The 17,712-nt window shown below is 60.9% G+C and carries 15 protein-coding genes; 5 read left to right on the top strand and 10 right to left on the bottom strand.

Features of this window, described 5'->3' with window-relative positions; translation table 11 throughout:
• Nucleotides 1-12 precede the first annotated feature (12 nt).
• The 10 genes from tadA to lptF all read right to left on the bottom strand — a co-directional run bounded on the left by tadA (nucleotide 13) and on the right by lptF (nucleotide 10,628).
• The gene (tadA, locus tag ACP7CZ_RS04415; protein WP_054897751.1) at nucleotides 13-504 is read right to left on the bottom strand and encodes a tRNA adenosine(34) deaminase TadA; all 492 of its coding nucleotides are present in this window, start codon (nucleotides 502-504) and stop codon (nucleotides 13-15) included.
• Nucleotides 504-1,886, bottom strand: coding sequence for a multicopper oxidase family protein (locus tag ACP7CZ_RS04410; RefSeq protein WP_034128713.1), 1,383 nt, complete (start codon nucleotides 1,884-1,886; stop codon nucleotides 504-506). Before ACP7CZ_RS04410 ends, tadA begins: the two co-directional genes overlap by 1 nt.
• A gap of 225 nt (nucleotides 1,887-2,111) precedes the next feature.
• On the bottom strand, nucleotides 2,112-2,855 hold the full coding sequence (pdxJ, locus tag ACP7CZ_RS04405; RefSeq protein ID WP_003188860.1) for a pyridoxine 5'-phosphate synthase: 744 nt from the start codon (nucleotides 2,853-2,855) through the stop codon (nucleotides 2,112-2,114).
• 51 nt (nucleotides 2,856-2,906) lie between these two features.
• Entirely contained in the window at nucleotides 2,907-3,596 is a 690-nt protein-coding gene (recO, locus tag ACP7CZ_RS04400) for a DNA repair protein RecO (protein WP_034128656.1), read from the bottom strand.
• A 195-nt stretch (nucleotides 3,597-3,791) separates the two neighbouring features.
• Nucleotides 3,792-4,694: a GTPase Era gene (era, locus tag ACP7CZ_RS04395; protein ID WP_005785147.1), complete on the bottom strand. Its 903-nt coding sequence runs from the start codon at nucleotides 4,692-4,694 to the stop codon at nucleotides 3,792-3,794.
• Nucleotides 4,687-5,376 (bottom strand): ribonuclease III, encoded by a 690-nt coding sequence (rnc, locus tag ACP7CZ_RS04390; protein ID WP_003188856.1) that lies wholly within the window; start codon nucleotides 5,374-5,376, stop codon nucleotides 4,687-4,689. The genes era and rnc overlap by 8 nt, the downstream gene beginning before the upstream one ends.
• Before the next feature lie 144 nt (nucleotides 5,377-5,520).
• A complete protein-coding gene (lepB, locus tag ACP7CZ_RS04385) occupies nucleotides 5,521-6,375 on the bottom strand; it encodes a signal peptidase I (protein WP_003188855.1) in 855 nt (284 codons plus the stop codon).
• 5 nt (nucleotides 6,376-6,380) lie between these two features.
• The gene (gene lepA / locus ACP7CZ_RS04380) at nucleotides 6,381-8,180 is read right to left on the bottom strand and encodes a translation elongation factor 4 (RefSeq protein ID WP_032877619.1); all 1,800 of its coding nucleotides are present in this window, start codon (nucleotides 8,178-8,180) and stop codon (nucleotides 6,381-6,383) included.
• A 257-nt stretch (nucleotides 8,181-8,437) separates the two neighbouring features.
• A complete protein-coding gene (gene lptG / locus ACP7CZ_RS04375) occupies nucleotides 8,438-9,517 on the bottom strand; it encodes an LPS export ABC transporter permease LptG (RefSeq protein ID WP_003188851.1) in 1,080 nt (359 codons plus the stop codon).
• Complete coding sequence (lptF, locus tag ACP7CZ_RS04370; RefSeq protein WP_034128657.1) at nucleotides 9,510-10,628, bottom strand: LPS export ABC transporter permease LptF; 1,119 nt, start codon at nucleotides 10,626-10,628, stop codon at nucleotides 9,510-9,512. Before lptF ends, lptG begins: the two co-directional genes overlap by 8 nt.
• A 284-nt stretch (nucleotides 10,629-10,912) precedes the next feature.
• Here lptF and ACP7CZ_RS04365 point away from each other — a divergent pair, with 284 nt between their 5' ends.
• The 5 genes from ACP7CZ_RS04365 (at nucleotide 10,913) to rlmF (ending at nucleotide 17,703) form a co-directional block, all read left to right on the top strand.
• Nucleotides 10,913-12,403 (top strand): leucyl aminopeptidase, encoded by a 1,491-nt coding sequence (locus ACP7CZ_RS04365; RefSeq protein WP_034128658.1) that lies wholly within the window; start codon nucleotides 10,913-10,915, stop codon nucleotides 12,401-12,403.
• Nucleotides 12,404-12,579: 176 nt separating this feature from the next.
• Nucleotides 12,580-13,008: a DNA polymerase III subunit chi gene (locus ACP7CZ_RS04360; protein ID WP_034128659.1), complete on the top strand. Its 429-nt coding sequence runs from the start codon at nucleotides 12,580-12,582 to the stop codon at nucleotides 13,006-13,008.
• Between the two features lie 7 nt (nucleotides 13,009-13,015).
• Nucleotides 13,016-13,390: a hypothetical protein gene (locus tag ACP7CZ_RS04355; protein WP_057976113.1), complete on the top strand. Its 375-nt coding sequence runs from the start codon at nucleotides 13,016-13,018 to the stop codon at nucleotides 13,388-13,390.
• Nucleotides 13,391-13,600: 210 nt separating this feature from the next.
• Nucleotides 13,601-16,447 (top strand): valine--tRNA ligase, encoded by a 2,847-nt coding sequence (locus ACP7CZ_RS04350; protein ID WP_294164069.1) that lies wholly within the window; start codon nucleotides 13,601-13,603, stop codon nucleotides 16,445-16,447.
• 239 nt (nucleotides 16,448-16,686) lie between these two features.
• Complete coding sequence (rlmF, locus tag ACP7CZ_RS04345; protein ID WP_034128662.1) at nucleotides 16,687-17,703, top strand: 23S rRNA (adenine(1618)-N(6))-methyltransferase RlmF; 1,017 nt, start codon at nucleotides 16,687-16,689, stop codon at nucleotides 17,701-17,703.
• Nucleotides 17,704-17,712: the final 9 nt, after the last annotated feature.

Genomic DNA, 17,712 nt, shown 5'->3' with positions numbered 1-17,712 from the left:
TGGGAACGATCATCACGGTTTAGCTCGTCGGGCTTTGAAGAACTCGCTCAGGACAGCCCCACACTCCTCGGCCAATACCCCGCCTTCAAACAACACCCGATGGTTAAGAAAACCCTGGGTAAAAAACTGCCCCTGGCTTTGCACGATGCCCGCCTTCGGCTCCAACGCGCCATACACCACCCGCGCCACCCGCGAATGCACGATCAGCCCGGCACACATGCTGCACGGTTCCAGCGTCACGTACAGCGTGCTGCCCACCAGCCGATAGTTGCTGATCGCCTGAGCAGCGGCGCGGATCGCGACCATTTCGGCATGGGCGCTGGGGTCGTTGCCACTGATGGGGCAGTTGAAGCCGCGGCCGATGATTTCACCGCCCTGCACCAGCACCGCACCCACCGGCACTTCGCCCAATGCAGCGCCTTGGGCGGCGAGCGCCAGGGCTTCGCGCATAAAGTCCTGGTCGCGGCTGCGGTCGATAATCGCGGCGGGACGAATCTGGCGCATCACGCCACCTCGATGGCGGCCATCAGGCCGGTTTCCATGTGGTCGATCACATGGCAATGGAACATCCACACCCCTGGGTTATCCGCCACCAAGGCCACGCGGGCGCGTTCGTTCTTGCCCAGCAGGTAGGTGTCGGTGAAATACGGGATCACCTTGTGGCGGTTTGACGCAAGCACCTTGAAGCTCATGCCGTGCAGGTGGATCGGGTGCTGGTACTGGGTCATGTTCTTCAATTCGAAAATGTAGCTCTTGCCCTTCTCCAGCTTGGCAATGGGGCGGTCGGCGCAGGTCTTGTCGGTGATGTCCCAGGCCTGGCCGTTGATCTGCCACAGGCTCGGCGGCTTGCCGTTTTCGACATTGACCGACACTGAACCGACCCATTCGAAATTGAAGTTGAGTTTCTCGGCATTGGCCAGGTCTGGCTCGGCAACCGGGTTGGCCGGCAATGCCGGTGGCCATGCGGTAGGCGCGTCGGTATTGGCGACAGAGCGGAAGGTGCCAAGGCGCACCGGGCCGTTGCGCAGCGACAGTTCTTCGCCCGCCGGTGGCGCCTTGATCGCCAGGCAAATGCGCATGCCCGGGCCCAGCCAATATTCCTTGCCCAACGGGCGCGGCTCGATGGGGTTACCGTCCAGGGCATAGATCTGCGCTTCGACGCCAGGAATATTGAGGCGATAAGTCAGGGTGTTGTCGAGGTTGAGTAGGCGCACGCGGGTGATTTGCCCAGCCGGCAGGTCGATCACCGCCTGGGGCACGCCGTTGATAGTCGAGAGGCGCCCGGCCGTGCCGCCACGCGCCGCTTCACGGGGGATGCTGAACTCGACAAATGCGCCCTCTTCGTCGATGTGCCAGTTCTTCAGGCTCAAGGTGCGCTCGTACTGGAAACCGGTGGGTTCGCGCTCTTCCACGATCAACGGGCCGACGAGGCCACGGCCGAGTTCTTCGCTGCTGCTCACGTGAGGGTGATACCAGTAGCTGCCGGCATCGGGCACGCGGAATTTGTAGTCGAAGTATTCGCCAGGCAGCACCGGCAATTGCGAGACGTAGGGCACGCCGTCCATTTCCAGCGGCAGGCGGATGCCGTGCCAGTGGATGGTGGTGGCGACCGGCAGATGGTTGATAAAGCGCACCCGCAGCCATTCGCCTTGGCGCACCCGCAACTCGGTGCCCGGCGCCGATGGGCCGAACGCCCAGGCCTGGGTCTTGTGCCCCGGTACCAACTCTACGTCCAGGGGCGCGGCGATCAGCTCGTAATCGTGCCCCGCCTCGGACTCAGCGACTTTCCCCAGCCAGTAGCGGTAGCCACCGCCGGCACCGACGCCTACTACGGCCAGGCCAGCAAGACCACCCAGGATTTGTCGACGGGAAAAGGATCGGGACACAACAACCTCGCGTATCTGCCGCAGGCCAAGGGCCCGCAAAGGGCTGATACGATACACCTGCGTCGGCTAAACAGTAAGGCTTCGCATTGCCGCACATTGAAAACACCGAAGACTCATCGTGTGGGAGCTGGCTTGCCTGCGATTGCAGTGGGCCAGCTACGAATACGTAAACTGACGCTCCGCTATCGCAGGCAAGCCAGCTCCCACATTGATCTTCATTGTTTATCAGTGCTTGGCAGCAGCCAAAATCAGGGCTTTCATCTCGGCCACTGCGCCTTTGAAACCGACAAACAACGCGTGCGCCACCAGGGCGTGGCCGATATTCAGTTCGTTGATGCCCTTGATCGCAGCCACGGCTTCGACGTTGTGGTAATGCAAGCCATGGCCGGCATTGACGATCAAGCCTTCGTTGAGCCCGCAGTTCACGCCGTCAATGATGCGTTGCAACTCATCGGCCACTTCGGTCGGGGTGGTGGCATCGGCATAACGACCAGTGTGCAACTCGATCGCCGGGGCGCCGACACGGCGTGAGGCTTCGATCTGGCGCTCGTCGGCATCGATAAATAGCGAGACTTCGCTGCCGATCCGCGACAGGCGCTCCACCGCGGCCTTGATCCGCGCTTCCTGGCCCGCGACGTCGAGACCGCCTTCGGTGGTCAACTCCTGGCGGGTTTCCGGTACCAGGCAGATATGCGCCGGGCGGATGCGCTCGGCGAACGCCATCATTTCTTCGGTCACGCCCATTTCGAAGTTCATGCGGGTTTGCAGCACGTCCTTGAGCAGCAGTACATCGCGCTCCTGGATGTGGCGGCGGTCTTCGCGCAGGTGCACGGTGATGCCGTCGGCGCCCGCTTCTTCGGCGTCCAGCGCGGCCTTGACCGGGTCAGGGTAACGGGTGCCCCGGGCCTGGCGCAGGGTGGCGACGTGGTCGATGTTGACGCCAAGAAGAATGCGATTGCTGGTGGTCACGGAAGCGCTCCTGAAAAGGGAAAGAATCGGTGCACAGCATACACGGGGACGTCAGGGCTTTCGAAACAACTCGCGACTGACCAGCGGCCGTCCGCCCAGGTGCACGGCCAGGGCCTGGCGCATCAGGCGCTTGGCGGCGGACAGCGCACCGGGAGCGTGCCAGTCGGCTTCGCTCATGGCCAGCAGTTCGGTGCCCTGAAACAGGCCGGGCTGCAGCAGGTACACACGCTCAAGCCCCGCATCGACTTGCAGGCGATACATGCCATCGGCGGCGATGGGCTCCCCGTGCAGGTCGTTGGCCAGTTCGAAGCCGTAGCCAAGGTCGTCGAGCAAGCGCCATTCGAAAGCGCGCAGCAGCGGTTCCAGCGGACGGCCTTCAGCGAGGGCCAGCAAGGTGGCAGCGTAGTGATCGAAGACCGCCGGGTGCGGGTCTTCGGCGGGCAACAGGCGAATCAGCAGTTCATTGAGGTAAAGGCCGCTGAACAGCGCATCGCCATTCAGCCAGGCCGAGGTGCCAACGCTTTCCAGGCGGCCGACGTTTTTCAGCTCGCCCTTGCCGCGAAACTCCACGTCCAGCGCCACGAACGGCCGCGCCAAGGTACCCGCCTTGCCCCGTGCGCTGCGCAAGACTGCGCGCAGTCGGCCTTGGGGCGTGAGGAAGTCCACCAACGCACTGGTTTCGCGGTAGGCGCGGCTGTGCAGGACGTAGGCGGGTTGGCTGGGGGGTGGGGATTGCGACATGAGACGGGGAATCTCTAAAGAAGGAGAGCGCTTGTGTGGCGAGGGGAGCTTGCTCCCGCTGGGCTGCGAAGCAGCCCCTCTAGCAGCCACCGAGTTATACCTGAAAAACCTCGTCGACCTTGTTGGGGCCGCTCCGCGGCCCAGCGGGAGCAAGCTCCCTCGCCACAGCAAGCCCGCCAGTCACTGTGCAACCCGTTACAGGTCGCCATAGCCCAGAGAGCGCAACGCACGCTCATCATCGGACCAGCCACCCTTAACCTTCACCCACAGGTTGAGCATGATCTTGGAGTCGAACAGCAGCTCCATGTCCTTGCGCGCTTCGGTGCCGATGCGCTTGATACGCTCGCCCTTGTCGCCAATGATGATTTTCTTCTGGCCGTCGCGTTCGACGAGGATCAGCGCATGAATGTGCAAGGTCTTGCCCTGCTGCTTGAACTCTTCGATTTCGACGGTGATCTGGTACGGCAGCTCGGCGCCCATCTGGCGCATGATTTTCTCGCGGACCAGTTCGGCGGCAAGGAAGCGGCTGCTGCGGTCGGTGATCTGGTCTTCCGGGAAGAAGTGCTCGTTTTCCGGCAGGTAACCGGCGATCACGCGCTCCAGGGCTTCGAGGTTGTGGCCGTGCTGGGCCGAGATCGGCATGATCTGGGCGTTCGGCAGTTGTTCCTGCAACCAGGTCAGGTGCGGCATCAGCTCGGCTTTGTCTTCGATACGGTCGGTCTTGTTCAGCGCGACGATCAACGGGCCGGTCACGTATTGCACACGCTCGAGGACCATCTGGTCTTCGTCGGTCCACTTGGTGCGGTCGACCACGAAGATCACCACGTCGACGTCTTTCAACGCGGCCGAGGCGGTCTTGTTCATGTAGCGGTTCAGGGCTTTCTCGCCGCCTTTGTGCATGCCAGGAGTATCGACATACACCGCTTGCACGTTGCCTTCGGTCTTGATGCCCAGCATGTTGTGGCGGGTGGTCTGGGGCTTGCGCGAGGTGATCGCGAGCTTCTGGCCGAGGATGTGGTTGAGCAACGTGGACTTGCCCACGTTCGGGCGGCCGACGATGGCAACATAGCCACAGCGTGTTGCGGTTGAATCAGTCATGGCCATTCTCCACGCCCAGGGCAATCAGTGCTGCAGCGGCCGCTACCTGTTCGGCAATACGACGGCTCACACCCTGACCTCGGCTTTTTTCGTTCAATAAGGTGATTTCACATTCCACGAAGAACACCCGGCAATGGGGCTCGCCCTGGATATCCACCACTTCGTAGCGTGGCAGTTCGCAACCGCGGGACTGCAGGTACTCTTGCAGGCGGGTCTTGGGATCCTTGTTGGTGTCTACCAGCGTCAGGCTTTCGATTTCCGAGGCCAGCCAGGCGACAACGCGCTCCTTGGCCGTCTCCATGCCTGCATCGAGGTAGATCGCACCGATCAAGGCTTCCAGCGCATCAGCCAGGATTGACTCGCGACGGAAACCGCCGCTTTTCAACTCACCGGAACCCAGCCGCAGGTACTCGCCCAGGCCAAAGCCTCGAGCCAGCACGGCCAGGGTCTCGCCTTTCACAAGGCGTGCGCGCAAACGCGAAAGCTGGCCTTCTCGCGCTTGGGGGAAGCGCTCGAACAGCGCCTCGCCGGCGGCGAAATTGAGGATAGCGTCACCGAGGAATTCCAGGCGCTCGTTATTGCGCCCTGCAAAGCTGCGATGTGTGAGGGCAAGGACCATCAATTCCTGGTCCTTGAAGGTGTAGCCGAGCTGACGCTCGAGACGACTTAGAGAAACGGTCACGGTTTATCCATATCTAGTTGATGGCACCGGCGGCCATCGACGATTGACGCAGTGTTCAAATTCAAATCCTGATGGGTACCGGGCATCGGAAAATGTCCAAGCCCCAGAAAAGCATTCGGCGCTGTGTTCACAGCGCCGCTTGTATTACTTGATCAGCCCGACCCGCGAGAAGTTCGGCAGGTGGCTGAGCTTGGGTTCCGGCCAACTCATCCAGACCGCGAAGGCTTTGCCGACAATGTTCTCGTCCGGCACCATGCCCAGCAGATCCTTGGGAATGTTGGGGTCATCCCAGTAGCGGCTGTCGTTGGAGTTGTCCCGGTTGTCGCCCATCATGAAGTAGTGCCCGGCAGGCACTTTCCACTGGCCATCCGGCATCGCACGGTAGCGGCTCATTTCCTTGCGGATTTGGTGCTCCACCGCACCGAGTTTTTCCTGGTACAGCTCGGCGCTGCCCAAGGTATTCGGCTCGGCGCCCAACAGCTTCTCGGCCACCGACTCACCATTGATGAACAGGCGCTTGTCGCTGGTGTAGCGCACCACGTCGCCCGGCAGGCCGACGACTCGCTTGATGTAGTTGACGTTCGGGTCGCTTGGGTAGCGGAACACCATCACATCGCCGCGCTGCGGGTCACCCACCGGGATGACTTTCTTGTCGATCACCGGCAGGCGAATGCCGTAGGAAAACTTGTTCACCAGGATGAAGTCGCCCACGTCCAGGGTGGGTTTCATCGACCCCGAAGGGATCTGGAACGGCTCTACCAGAAACGAGCGCAGCACCAGCACGATGAACAACACCGGGAAGAACGACTTGCCGTACTCAACCAGCAAGGGCTCTTTGTTCAGCTTCTCGACCACCACCGCATCGGGCTGGCTGACGCTGCCCTGATAGGAAGCGATGGCCGCCCGACGACGCGGGGCGAAGAACACCAGATCGAGCAACGCCAGGAGACCACAGACGGCAACGGCAATGACCAGCAACAGCGGGAAATTTAGTGACATAGGACCTAACTATCCAACCTGAGCACCGCAAGGAAGGCTTCTTGTGGAACTTCCACGTTGCCTACTTGCTTCATGCGTTTTTTACCGGCCTTTTGCTTCTCAAGCAGCTTGCGCTTACGGCTTACGTCACCGCCGTAGCATTTGGCCAGTACGTTCTTTCTGAGAGCCTTGACGGAAGTCCGTGCAATGATCTGCCCGCCGATGGCGGCCTGGATCGCGACGTCGAACATCTGGCGCGGAATCAGTTCTTTCATCTTCTCGGTCAGTTGGCGACCTTTGTAGTGCGCGTTGTCCTTGTGCACGATCAGTGCCAAGGCATCTACCTTGTCGCCGTTGATCAGCACATCCAGTTTCACCAGATTAGCCGATTGGTAACGATCGAAATGGTAGTCCAGCGAAGCATAGCCGCGACTGGTGGACTTGAGACGGTCGAAGAAGTCCAGGACCACTTCGTTCATCGGCATATCGTAGGTCACTTGTACCTGGGTACCGAGGAACAGCATGTCGCGCTGCACGCCACGTTTTTCGATGCACAGGGTAATGACGTTGCCCAAGTGTTCCTGCGGTACCAGGATATTGGCCCGCACGATCGGCTCGCGCATGTCTTCGATGGCCGACAGGTCCGGAAGCTTGGAGGGGTTGTCGACGTAAATCGTTTCACCGGTTTTGAGCAGCAACTCGAAAATAACGGTTGGCGCGGTGGTGATCAGGTCCAGGTCGTATTCGCGCTCGAGGCGCTCCTGGATGATCTCCATGTGCAGCATGCCCAGGAACCCGCAACGGAAGCCGAAGCCCAGGGCGTCGGAGCTTTCCGGGGTGTACTGCAACGACGAGTCGTTGAGGGTCAGTTTTTGCAGGGCTTCGCGGAAATCTTCGAAGTCATCGGAGCTGACCGGGAACAGGCCGGCGTAGACCTGTGGCTGGATGCGCTTGAAGCCAGGCAGCACGTCGACGTCTGGCGTGGAGCTCAGGGTCAGGGTGTCACCCACTGGTGCACCGTGAATATCCTTGATGCCAGCGATGATGAAGCCTACTTCACCGGCTTTCAGATCAGTGGTCGCGGTGTGTTTCGGGTTGAATACACCGACGCTGTCCACCAGGTGGATCTTGCCAGTGGACTTGACCAGGATCTTGTCGCCCTTCTTCACACGGCCATGGCGCACGCGTACCAGGGAAACAACGCCCAGGTAGTTGTCGAACCAGGAGTCGATGATCAACGCTTGCAGCGGATCTTCGTAGTTGCCGGTCGGCGCGGGAATGGTGTGCACCAGGCGTTCGAGCACTTCGTCGACACCCAGGCCGGTCTTGGCGCTGCAGGTGACGGCGTCGGTGGCGTCGATGCCGATGATCTTCTCGATCTCTTCCTTGACGCGCTCAGGCTCGGCCTGGGGCAGGTCGATCTTATTGAGCACGGGCATGACTTCCAGGCCCTGCTCGATCGCGGTGTAGCAGTTGGCAACCGACTGCGCCTCGACGCCCTGGCCGGCATCGACCACCAGCAACGCACCTTCACAGGCCGCCAGCGAACGGCTGACTTCGTAGGTGAAGTCAACGTGGCCTGGGGTGTCAATGAAGTTCAGTTGGTAAGTAATGCCGTCTTTGGCCTTGTAGTACAGCGTGACGCTGTGGGCCTTGATGGTGATCCCGCGCTCGCGTTCGAGGTCCATGGAATCCAGTACCTGGGCTTCCATTTCACGCTCGGCAAGGCCGCCGCACATTTGGATAAATCGATCGGCCAGCGTCGACTTGCCATGGTCAATGTGGGCGATGATGGAGAAATTGCGGATATGACTCAAATCACTCACGGATCAACACTCAAAAAGGCTGCAGGCAGATTGCCCGCTGAAAAATAGCCGGGAATTGTACCTGATGCTCAGGCCAGACGTCATCTTTGCTGACCAATACAAAAAAGCCCCACTTTAATGGGGCTTAAAACTGTAGGAGCGAGCTCGCTCGCGAAAATCGCCAACGATAACGCGCTTATTCTGGATAAACGCTGCGTTTCGCAGACTTTCGCGAGCAAGCTCGCTCCTACAGTGAGTGGCATTTAGCGAGCGCGGCTTCAACCCGCCCGGCGCAGCAGCCAGAACCCGGCCACGGCACAAATAGCTGTTGGCACCAGCACCGCAAACAGCGGCGAGAAGCCGAATACCAGGCTCGACGGCCCAAGCAAGTCCTGGGCGATGCGGAAGGTGAAGCCCACCAGCACGCCGGTAAATACCCGTTGGCCCAGGGTCACGGAACGCAATGGCCCGAAAATGAAGGAGATCGCCATCAACACCAAGGCCGCGGTAACCACCGGCTGCAAGACTTTCACCCAGAACGCCAGCCAGTAGCGGCCATTGTTCAAACCCTGCTCCTTGAGGTAGTGGATATAGCTCCACAAACCGGAGATCGGCAGGGCTTCCGGCACCATGACCACGGTGTTGAGCAACTCCGGCTTGAGGGCGATATCCCACTGTTCGGTCGGCACGTTGACCACTTCGGTGCTGGACTGGGTGCCCTGGCCCACGTTACGGAAGTGCGTGGTGGTGACGTCGCTCAGTTGCCATTGCTCGCCACTGTACTGCGCGCGCTTGGCGAAGCTGGACGACAACATGTGCCGTTCTTTGTCGAAGGTGTAGCGGGTCACCCCGATCAACAGGCCACCCGGTTGCACGGCGTTGATGTGGATGAACTCGTCACCCTGGCGGTGCCACAGGCCGTGCTTGGCGCTTTGCGCATCGCCCGAACCCTGGGCCAGGGCGCGATTGGCCTGGGCGGTGGCTTCGGCCGGTGGCGCGACGTATTCACCGATCAGCACACTGCAGGCCATCAGCAGCAGCATCGGCTTCATCACCGCCCAGACGATACGGCCGATGGAAACCCCGGCGGCGCGCATGATGGTCAGCTCGCTGTTGCTGGCCAGGGTGCCCAGGCCGATAAGACAGCCAATCAGCGCGGCCATTGGCATCATGTCGTAGAGGCGGCGCGGCGCGGTCAGTGCGACGTAGCTCAGCACGTCCGTGACTGTGTAAGTGTCAGTAACGTTGCCCACTTCATCAATGAAGGCGAACAGCAAGGCCAGGCCAAGGATGATGCCCAGTACCGCCAGGATGGCGATCAGTACGCTAATGCCGATGTAGCGATCAAGCTTAGCCACGGGCCAACTCCTTCAGGCCACGACGGCTCTTCATTTTCAAACGGATAGGTTCCCAGTAGAGCAGCCCCAGGCCGATCATCAGGAAAACCCCGTGCACCCACCACAGGCCCAGGGCCGGCGGCAACTTGCCCTTCTCCAGGGAACCACGGGCAGAAATCAGGATGGTGAGGTAGGCCATGTACAACAGGATCGCCGGCAGCAACTTGAGGAAACGCCCTTGGCGCGGGTTGACGCGCGACAGCGGCACGGCCATCAGGGTCACGATAAACACCAGCAGCGGCAGGGACAGGCGCCATTGCAACTCGGCGATGGAGCGCAACTCCGGGCTGCCGAACAGCGATGAGGTGGGCAGTGCGTCGCGGTCGGTGACCTCGTCACTGATCTCGGCCTTGGGCAGCATGACGCCATAGGTGTCGTACTTGATCGCCCGATAATCCGCCAGGCCAGGGCTGCCGTCGTAGCGGTAGCCGTTTTCCAGGATCAGGTAGCGATTGCCATCGGGGCGGATTTCCTGGCGACCGCTGTCGGCCACCAGGATCGAAATACCCCGATCCTTCTGGTTCTGACCGAGGTTCTTCTGGGAGATGAACACGCCGCCAAGGTTGGAGCGGTCGTCGGTCATGGTTTCGGTGTAGGTCACCCGCGAACCGTCGCTGAGCGACTGGAAGCGACCGGGCTCGAGGGTGTCGAACTCAGTCATCGCATCCTGCTTGTTCAGCAGCAGCTGGAACTGCATGGCCCCCTGGGGCGCCAGGCTCATGCTCAACCAGGCCACCACCAGGGCAACACCGGCGGCAGGCACCATGGTCATGGCCAGCAGGCGCTGCTGGCTCATGCCGGTGGCCGACAGCACGGTCATCTCGCTTTCCAGGTACAGCCGGCCATAGGCCAGCAATATGCCGAGAAACAGGCCAAGCGGCAGGATCAACTGGAGCATGCCGGGCATCCGGTAGCCCATGATCAGGAACAGTGAGCCCGGATCCAGGGCGCCAGCGGCGGCTTGGGCCAGGAACTTGACGAAACGACCACTCATGATGATGACCAGCAACACCGCACTCACGGCACTCAGGGTCAACAGGACTTCGCGGGACAGATAACGGAAGACAATCAAACCAGACACTCCAGGGTTGTCAGGCTAAGGCGGCCAAACAAGCAAGCATACCGAGTCGACCCGTTTACCACGGGCCGGCTAAAAAGATGGCGCATTATCCTGTGATTGACCGCGCCTGTCACGGAGCTTACTCATGCGCACGCACAAAGCATGCGCCAAGGGTTGTCAGGCTCCGTTGGCGAGGTTCAAACTGCGGCCTTTGTCGCTGGCGGTTTACAACGCTGCCGAGCTTTAAAGCCGGAGTACAAGCTCCCGGCTCACAGACCTTGATAAGGGACCCGAAAATGGAATTGGTTGTAAAAAGCGTTAGCCCCGAAACGTTGAAAACCGCCACCCTCGTGGTCGCTGTCGGCGAAGGCCGCACACTCGGCGTCGCCGCCAAGCAACTGGATGAACTGAGCGGCGGCGCTATCAGCGCAGTGCTCAAGCGCGGCGACCTGGCCGGCAAGGTCGGTCAGAGCCTGTTGCTGCAGAGCCTGCCCAACCTTAAAGCCGAGCGCGTTTTGCTGGTGGGCGTGGGCAAGGATGCTGAACTGGGCGACCGTCCGTTTCGCAAGATCGTCAGTGGCATCCTCACCACCCTCAAGGGCCTGGGCGGCAGCGATGCGGTGCTGGCGCTCGATGAAATCGTGGTCAAGGGCCGCGACAGCTACGGTAAGACCCGCCTGCTGGCCGAGTCGCTGGTGGACGGCGGCTATATTTTCGACCAGTTCAAGAGCCAGAAAGCCGAACCCCGCGCCCTGAAGAAAATCACCCTGCTGACCATCAAGGCCGCCCAGGCTGAAGTCCAGCGCGCCGTCACCCACGCCCAGGCCATCGCCAACGGCATGTCGTTCACTCGCGACCTGGGCAACCTGCCGCCGAACATCTGCCACCCGACATTCCTGGGCGAACAGGCCAAGGCATTGGGCAAAGAGTTCAAGGGCCTGAAGGTTGAAGTGCTGGACGAGAAGAAGATCAAGGACCTGGGCATGGGCTCGTTCTATGCCGTGGGCCAGGGCAGCGACCAGCCGCCACGCCTGATCGTGATGCAATACAACGGCGGCAAGAAGTCCGAGAAGCCTTACGCCCTGGTAGGTAAAGGCATCACCTTCGATACCGGCGGCATCAGCCTCAAGCCCGGTGCCGGCATGGACGAGATGAAGTACGACATGGGCGGCGCCGCCAGCGTGTTCGGCACCCTGCGTGCCGTGCTGGAACTCAAGCTGCCGATCAACCTGGTGTGCATTTTGGCCTGTGCCGAGAACATGCCGAGCGGCGGCGCGGCTCGCCCAGGCGATATCGTCACCACCATGAGCGGCCAGACTGTGGAGATCCTCAACACCGACGCCGAAGGCCGCCTGGTGCTGTGCGATGCCCTGACCTACGCCGAGCGCTTCAAGCCCCAGGCCGTGATCGACATCGCTACCCTGACCGGCGCGTGCATCGTTGCCTTGGGTTCCCACACCTCGGGCCTGCTGGGCAATAACGACGAACTGATCGAGCAACTGCTCAGCGCCGGCAAGGCCGCCGACGACCGCGCCTGGCAACTGCCGCTGTTCGATGAGTACCAGGAACAGCTCGATAGCCCGTTCGCCGACATCGCCAACATCGGTGGCCCGAAAGCCGGCACCATCACCGCGGCCTGCTTCCTGTCGCGCTTTGCCAAGAACTTCAACTGGGCTCACCTGGACATCGCCGGCACGGCCTGGACCAGCGGCGGCAAGGACAAGGGCGCCACTGGCCGTCCGGTACCCCTGCTGACCCAATACCTGCTGGATCGCGCCAAAGCTTAAGCGGCCCCGGCCCTTCTGTAGGAGCGAGCTTGCTGTGGCGAGGGAGCTTGCTCCCGTTGACTGCGTAGCAGTCCCCGGCTTTTTAGGGGCACTGCGCACCACAGCGCAAGCAAGCTTGCTCGCCACAGCAAGCTCGCTCCTACAGAGGGGCAACCAGGCCAGCCCCAGGATTTCCAATGCCCCAAGTCGACTTCTATATATTGCCCAGCGCCGATCCTCTCGCGCGCCTGGACTTTGCCTGCAAACTCACTGAAAAAGCCTGGCGCATGGGCCATCGCATCTACCTGCACTGCAGCGATGCCGCCCAACGTGAAGAACTTGATGCCCGTCTGTGGCGATTCAAGGGCGAAAGCTTCGTGCCCCACGGCCCCGCCGAATCCGAACCTGAAAGCCTGGTAGTCCTGGGCTTGGGGGACAATTGCGGCGATCACCATGACTTGCTGGTCAACCTCGACCTGAAAGTACCGGCCTTTGCCCAAGCGTTCGCCCGTGTGGCGGAAGTGGTAGTGGAAGACCCGGCTATTCGTCAGGCTGCGCGGGAGAGTTTCCGTTTCTACCGTGAACAGGGCTATCCTCTGCAAGATCACCGGCTACAACGACTTTGAGTACATGATGGACACTCCCAACCCGCTGAAAAAAGACGAACACCTGCTGGACGACCTGGAGTCGATCCGTCAGTTGCTGGGTGATGACAACCTGCAACCGCCGCTGCTGACCGAGACGGTCGAGGGTGAGGTACAGATTCCGCTGTTGTTCGACATGGTCGGCGGCAAGCCTGCCGCGCCGGCACCTGCGATTGCAGAACCCGCTCCAGCCGCCGAAAAAGCCCCCGACGCCCTGCTGCTGCACCTGGACAACGAACTGCGCGCCGCTGCGCAATTGATCATGCAGGATGTGATCGATGACTTTGCGCCGCATATCGAGGCCGAGATCAAGCGTCGGATGGATGCGCGGATGGAGCGGTTGCTCAGCCAATACCAGTCTTAAACCTTGCATAGACCCCTATGGGAGCTGGCTTGCCTGCGATGGCGGCGCATCAGTCGCCGAAGATGCTGACTGAAACACCGCCATCGCAGGCAAGCCAGCTCCCACATTAATTCTGCATCGGTCTTAACCGTCTTCGCCTCGCCCTCGCCCCTATCCCCCGTTATACTTGCCGGCTTTCCTGAATAAATGCCAACTAGGGTCCCGCCGCGCATGGATAAGACCTACCAGCCCCACGCTATCGAAACTTCCTGGTACAACACCTGGGAGTCCGAGAACTATTTCGCCCCACAAGGTGCGGGCGACTCGTACACCATCATGATTCCGCCACCGAACGTCACTGGCAGCCTGCACATGGGCCATGGCTTCAACAATGCGATCATGGATGCGTTGATCCGCTTCCGCCGCATGCAGGGTCGCGACACCCTGTGGCAACCGGGCACCGACCACGCCGGTATCGCCACCCAGATGCTGGTGGAACGCCAACTGGAAGCCACCGGCCAGAACCGTCACGACCTGGGTCGCGAGAAATTCCTGGAGAAAGTCTGGGAATGGAAAGACCAGTCCGGCGGCAATATCAGCCGTCAGATCCGTCGCCTGGGTTCGTCCGTAGACTGGAGCCGCGAGCGCTTCACCATGGACGACGGCCTGTCCGAAGCCGTTAAGGAAGCCTTCGTGCGCTTGCATGAAGACGGCCTGATCTACCGCGGCAAGCGCCTGGTCAACTGGGACACCAAGTTGCACACGGCCATTTCCGACCTTGAAGTGGAAAACCACGACGAGAAAGGCTTCCTGTGGAACCTCAAGTACCCGCTGGCCGACGGCGCCAAGACCGCTGAAGGTAATGATTACCTGATCGTCGCCACCACCCGTCCGGAAACCATGCTCGGCGATGCCGCCGTCGCCGTTAACCCGAACGACGAGCGCTACCAGGCGCTGATCGGCAAGTTTGTAGAACTGCCACTGGTTGGCCGCCGTATCCCGATCATCGCGGATGACTATTGCGACCCTGAATTCGGCACCGGCTGCGTGAAAATCACCCCGGCCCACGATTTCAACGACTACGAAGTCGGCAAGCGCCACAACCTGCCGTTGCTGAACATCTTCGACAAGAATGCCGCCGTATTGCCGACCTGCCAGGTGTTCAACCTGGACGGCACGCTCAACGACAGCATTGACGGCAAGATCCCGGCCGAATACGCAGGCCTCGACCGTTTTGAAGCGCGCAAGCAGATCGTAGCTGCCTTCGACGCCGCCGGTTTGCTGGTCAGCGTTGACGACCACGGCCTGAAAGTGCCGAAGGGCGACCGCTCCGGCACCGTGATCGAACCGTGGCTGACCGACCAGTGGTACGTGTCCACCAAGCCGCTGGCAGAACCTGCGATTGCCGCCGTGGAAGATGGCCGTATCCAGTTCGTGCCTAAACAGTACGAAAACATGTACTTCTCGTGGATGCGCGACATCCAGGACTGGTGCATCAGCCGTCAGCTGTGGTGGGGCCACCGTATTCCGGCCTGGTACGACGAATCGGGCAAGGTCTATGTAGGCCGCGACGAAGCCGAAGTACGTGCCAAGCACAACCTCGGCGCGGACATCGCGCTGCAACAGGACAACGACGTACTGGACACCTGGTTCAGTTCGGGCCTGTGGACCTTCTCCACCCTGGGCTGGCCGCAGCAGACCGAGTTCCTGAAGAAATTCCACTCCACCGACGTGCTGGTCACCGGCTTCGACATCATTTTCTTCTGGGTTGCCCGGATGATCATGCTCACCATGCACCTGGTGAAGAACGAAGACGGCACCCCGCAGGTACCGTTCAAGACCGTGTACGTACACGGCCTGGTACGCGACGGCCAGGGCCAGAAGATGTCCAAGTCCAAGGGCAACGTCCTGGACCCGCTGGACATCATCGACGGCATCGACCTGGAAACCCTGGTGCAGAAACGCACCTCGGGCCTGATGCAGCCGAAACTGGCGAAAAAGATCGAGAAGCAGACCCGCGACGAATTCGCCGACGGCATCGCCAGCTACGGCACCGACGCCCTGCGCTTCACCTTCTGCTCGCTGGCCTCCACCGGTCGCGACATCAAGTTCGACATGGGCCGCGTCGAAGGCTATCGCAACTTCTGCAACAAGATCTGGAACGCGGCGCGCTACGTGCTGGACAAAGGCGAAGACTGCGGCCAGAACGGCGAAGCCTATGAGCTGAGCCTGGCGGATCGCTGGATCATCTCGCAGTTGCAGCGCACCGAAGCCGAAGTGACCCGCCAGCTCGACCAGTTCCGTTTCGACCTGGCCGCACAGGCCCTGTACGAGTTCATCTGGAACCAGTATTGCGACTGGTACCTGGAACTGTCCAAGCCGGTACTGTGGGACGAAAACGCGCCGGTCGAACGCCAGCGCGGCACCCGTCGCACCCTGGTGCGCGTGCTGGAAGTGGCGTTGCGCCTGGCGCACCCGTTCATGCCGTTCATCACCGAAGAAATCTGGCAGCGCCTGGCGCCGCTGGCCGGTATCGAAGGCAAGACCATCATGCTGCAACCTTGGCCGGTGGCCAACGAAGCGCGCATCGATGAGGCCGCCGAAAGCGATATCGAATGGCTCAAGACTCTGATGCTCGGCACACGTAACATCCGCGCCGAGATGAACATCGGTCCGGGCAAGCCGCTGGCCGTGTTCGTCAAGAACGCCAGTGCCGAAGACCAGCGTCGCCTCAGCGAGAACGATGCGCTGCTCAAGAAGCTGGCCAAGCTGGAGTCGATCACCGTATTGGCTGCCGATGCCGAAGCACCGTTGTCTGCCACCGCGTTGGTGGGTGATATGGAAGTGCTGGTGCCGATGGCCGGCCTGATCGACAAGGGCGCGGAACTGGCCCGCCTCGACAAGGAAATTGCGCGTCTGCAAGGCGAAGTGCAGCGAGTGGGCGGCAAGCTGTCCAACGCGGCGTTCGTTGACAAGGCGCCGGCTGAAGTGATCGAGAAAGAACGCGCCAAGTTGGCCGAGGCTGAACAGGCCTTGGGCAAGCTGGCGGAGCAACATGCGCGGATTTCCAGCCTGTAAGGGGAAACCGTGTAGAGAAAGAGGCCTTCGGGCCTCTTTTTTTTGTCCAGGAAAACGACACCATTTCCCAATCAAAACCCTATCCCTGTGGGAGCTGGCTTGCCTGCGATACTGACGACTCGGTGTATCAGGCAGACCGAGGTGATGCTATCGCAGGCAAGCCAGCTCCCACATTTGACCGAGTTGTGTTCAGGAATGTGTGACAATGCCCACCACATTGAGCCAACACCAGAATCATCATGACCGCCCCCACTACGCCCAAACCACCGCGCAAGAAGCCTAAAACCGCCGCCACGGCCAAACCCGTCGCGCCGCGCAAAGAGGCCACCCTGCACCCGCGCAACCGCCACACGGGCCGTTACGACTTCCCGGCGCTGATCAAAACCACGCCGGAACTGGCGCAGTTCGTGATCATCAACCCCTACGGCAAAGAGAGCATCGACTTCGCCAGCCCGGATGCGGTGCGGGTGTTCAACCGGGCACTGCTCAAGTCGTTCTATGGCATCCAGCATTGGGACATCCCTGCCGACTACCTGTGCCCGCCGGTGCCGGGGCGTGCCGACTACGTGCACTTCCTCGCCGACCTGCTGGCCAGCGTCAACGACGGCAAGATCCCGCGGGGCTCGATCGTCAAGGTGCTGGACATCGGTATGGGCGCCAACTGCGTGTACCCGCTGATTGGCTATATGGAGTACCGCTGGAACTTCCTGGGCTCGGAGGTCGACCCGATCGCCGTGTCCGCCGCCAAGGCCATCGTGCAGTCCAACGACCTGAGCAAGGTCATCCAGCTGCGCCAGCAACCCAACCCCAAGCAGATCCTGTTGGGCCTGCTGGAGCCGGGTGAGCGCTTTGACCTTACGATGTGCAACCCGCCGTTCCATGCATCCATGGACGAAGCCACCAAAGGCAGCGAGCGTAAATGGCGCGCCTTGGGCAAGGCCGACCCGAAACGCAAGTTGCCGGTGCTCAACTTCGGTGGTCAATCGGCCGAACTGTGGTGTGAAGGTGGCGAAGCGCGATTTGTGACGCAACTGATCGCCGAGAGCGCGCATTTTGCGCATAAAGTGCTGTGGTTCAGCACCCTGGTGTCCAAAGCGTCCAACCTGCCGGCGATCGAAACCGCGCTGAAAAAAGCCGGCGTGCTGGAAAGCCAGGTGGTGGAGATGTCCCAAGGGCAGAAGCAGAGCCGCTTTGTGGCCTGGACATTCCAGACCAAGAACGAGCAGCAGATCTGGCGCCAGCGCTGGGTTCGATAAGAATCATTG

Source organism: Pseudomonas sp. DWP2-2, assembly GCF_049897065.1.
Taxonomy (GTDB): Bacteria; Pseudomonadota; Gammaproteobacteria; order Pseudomonadales; family Pseudomonadaceae; genus Aquipseudomonas; species Aquipseudomonas paracarnis.
Note: the sequence above shows the minus strand (reverse complement) of the source record. Positions and strands in the feature narration are given on the sequence as shown.

Coding starts and splice junctions, on each gene's coding strand:
- tadA (WP_054897751.1), bottom strand. CDS start 504: ATGCGCCAGATTCGTCCCGCCGCGATTATCGACCGCAGCCGCGACCAG.
- recO (WP_034128656.1), bottom strand. CDS start 3,596: ATGTCGCAATCCCCACCCCCCAGCCAACCCGCCTACGTCCTGCACAGC.
- era (WP_005785147.1), bottom strand. CDS start 4,694: ATGACTGATTCAACCGCAACACGCTGTGGCTATGTTGCCATCGTCGGC.
- lepB (WP_003188855.1), bottom strand. CDS start 6,375: ATGTCACTAAATTTCCCGCTGTTGCTGGTCATTGCCGTTGCCGTCTGT.
- ACP7CZ_RS04365 (WP_034128658.1), top strand. CDS start 10,913: ATGGAATTGGTTGTAAAAAGCGTTAGCCCCGAAACGTTGAAAACCGCC.
- ACP7CZ_RS04360 (WP_034128659.1), top strand. CDS start 12,580: ATGCCCCAAGTCGACTTCTATATATTGCCCAGCGCCGATCCTCTCGCG.
- ACP7CZ_RS04355 (WP_057976113.1), top strand. CDS start 13,016: ATGGACACTCCCAACCCGCTGAAAAAAGACGAACACCTGCTGGACGAC.
- ACP7CZ_RS04350 (WP_294164069.1), top strand. CDS start 13,601: ATGGATAAGACCTACCAGCCCCACGCTATCGAAACTTCCTGGTACAAC.
- rlmF (WP_034128662.1), top strand. CDS start 16,687: ATGACCGCCCCCACTACGCCCAAACCACCGCGCAAGAAGCCTAAAACC.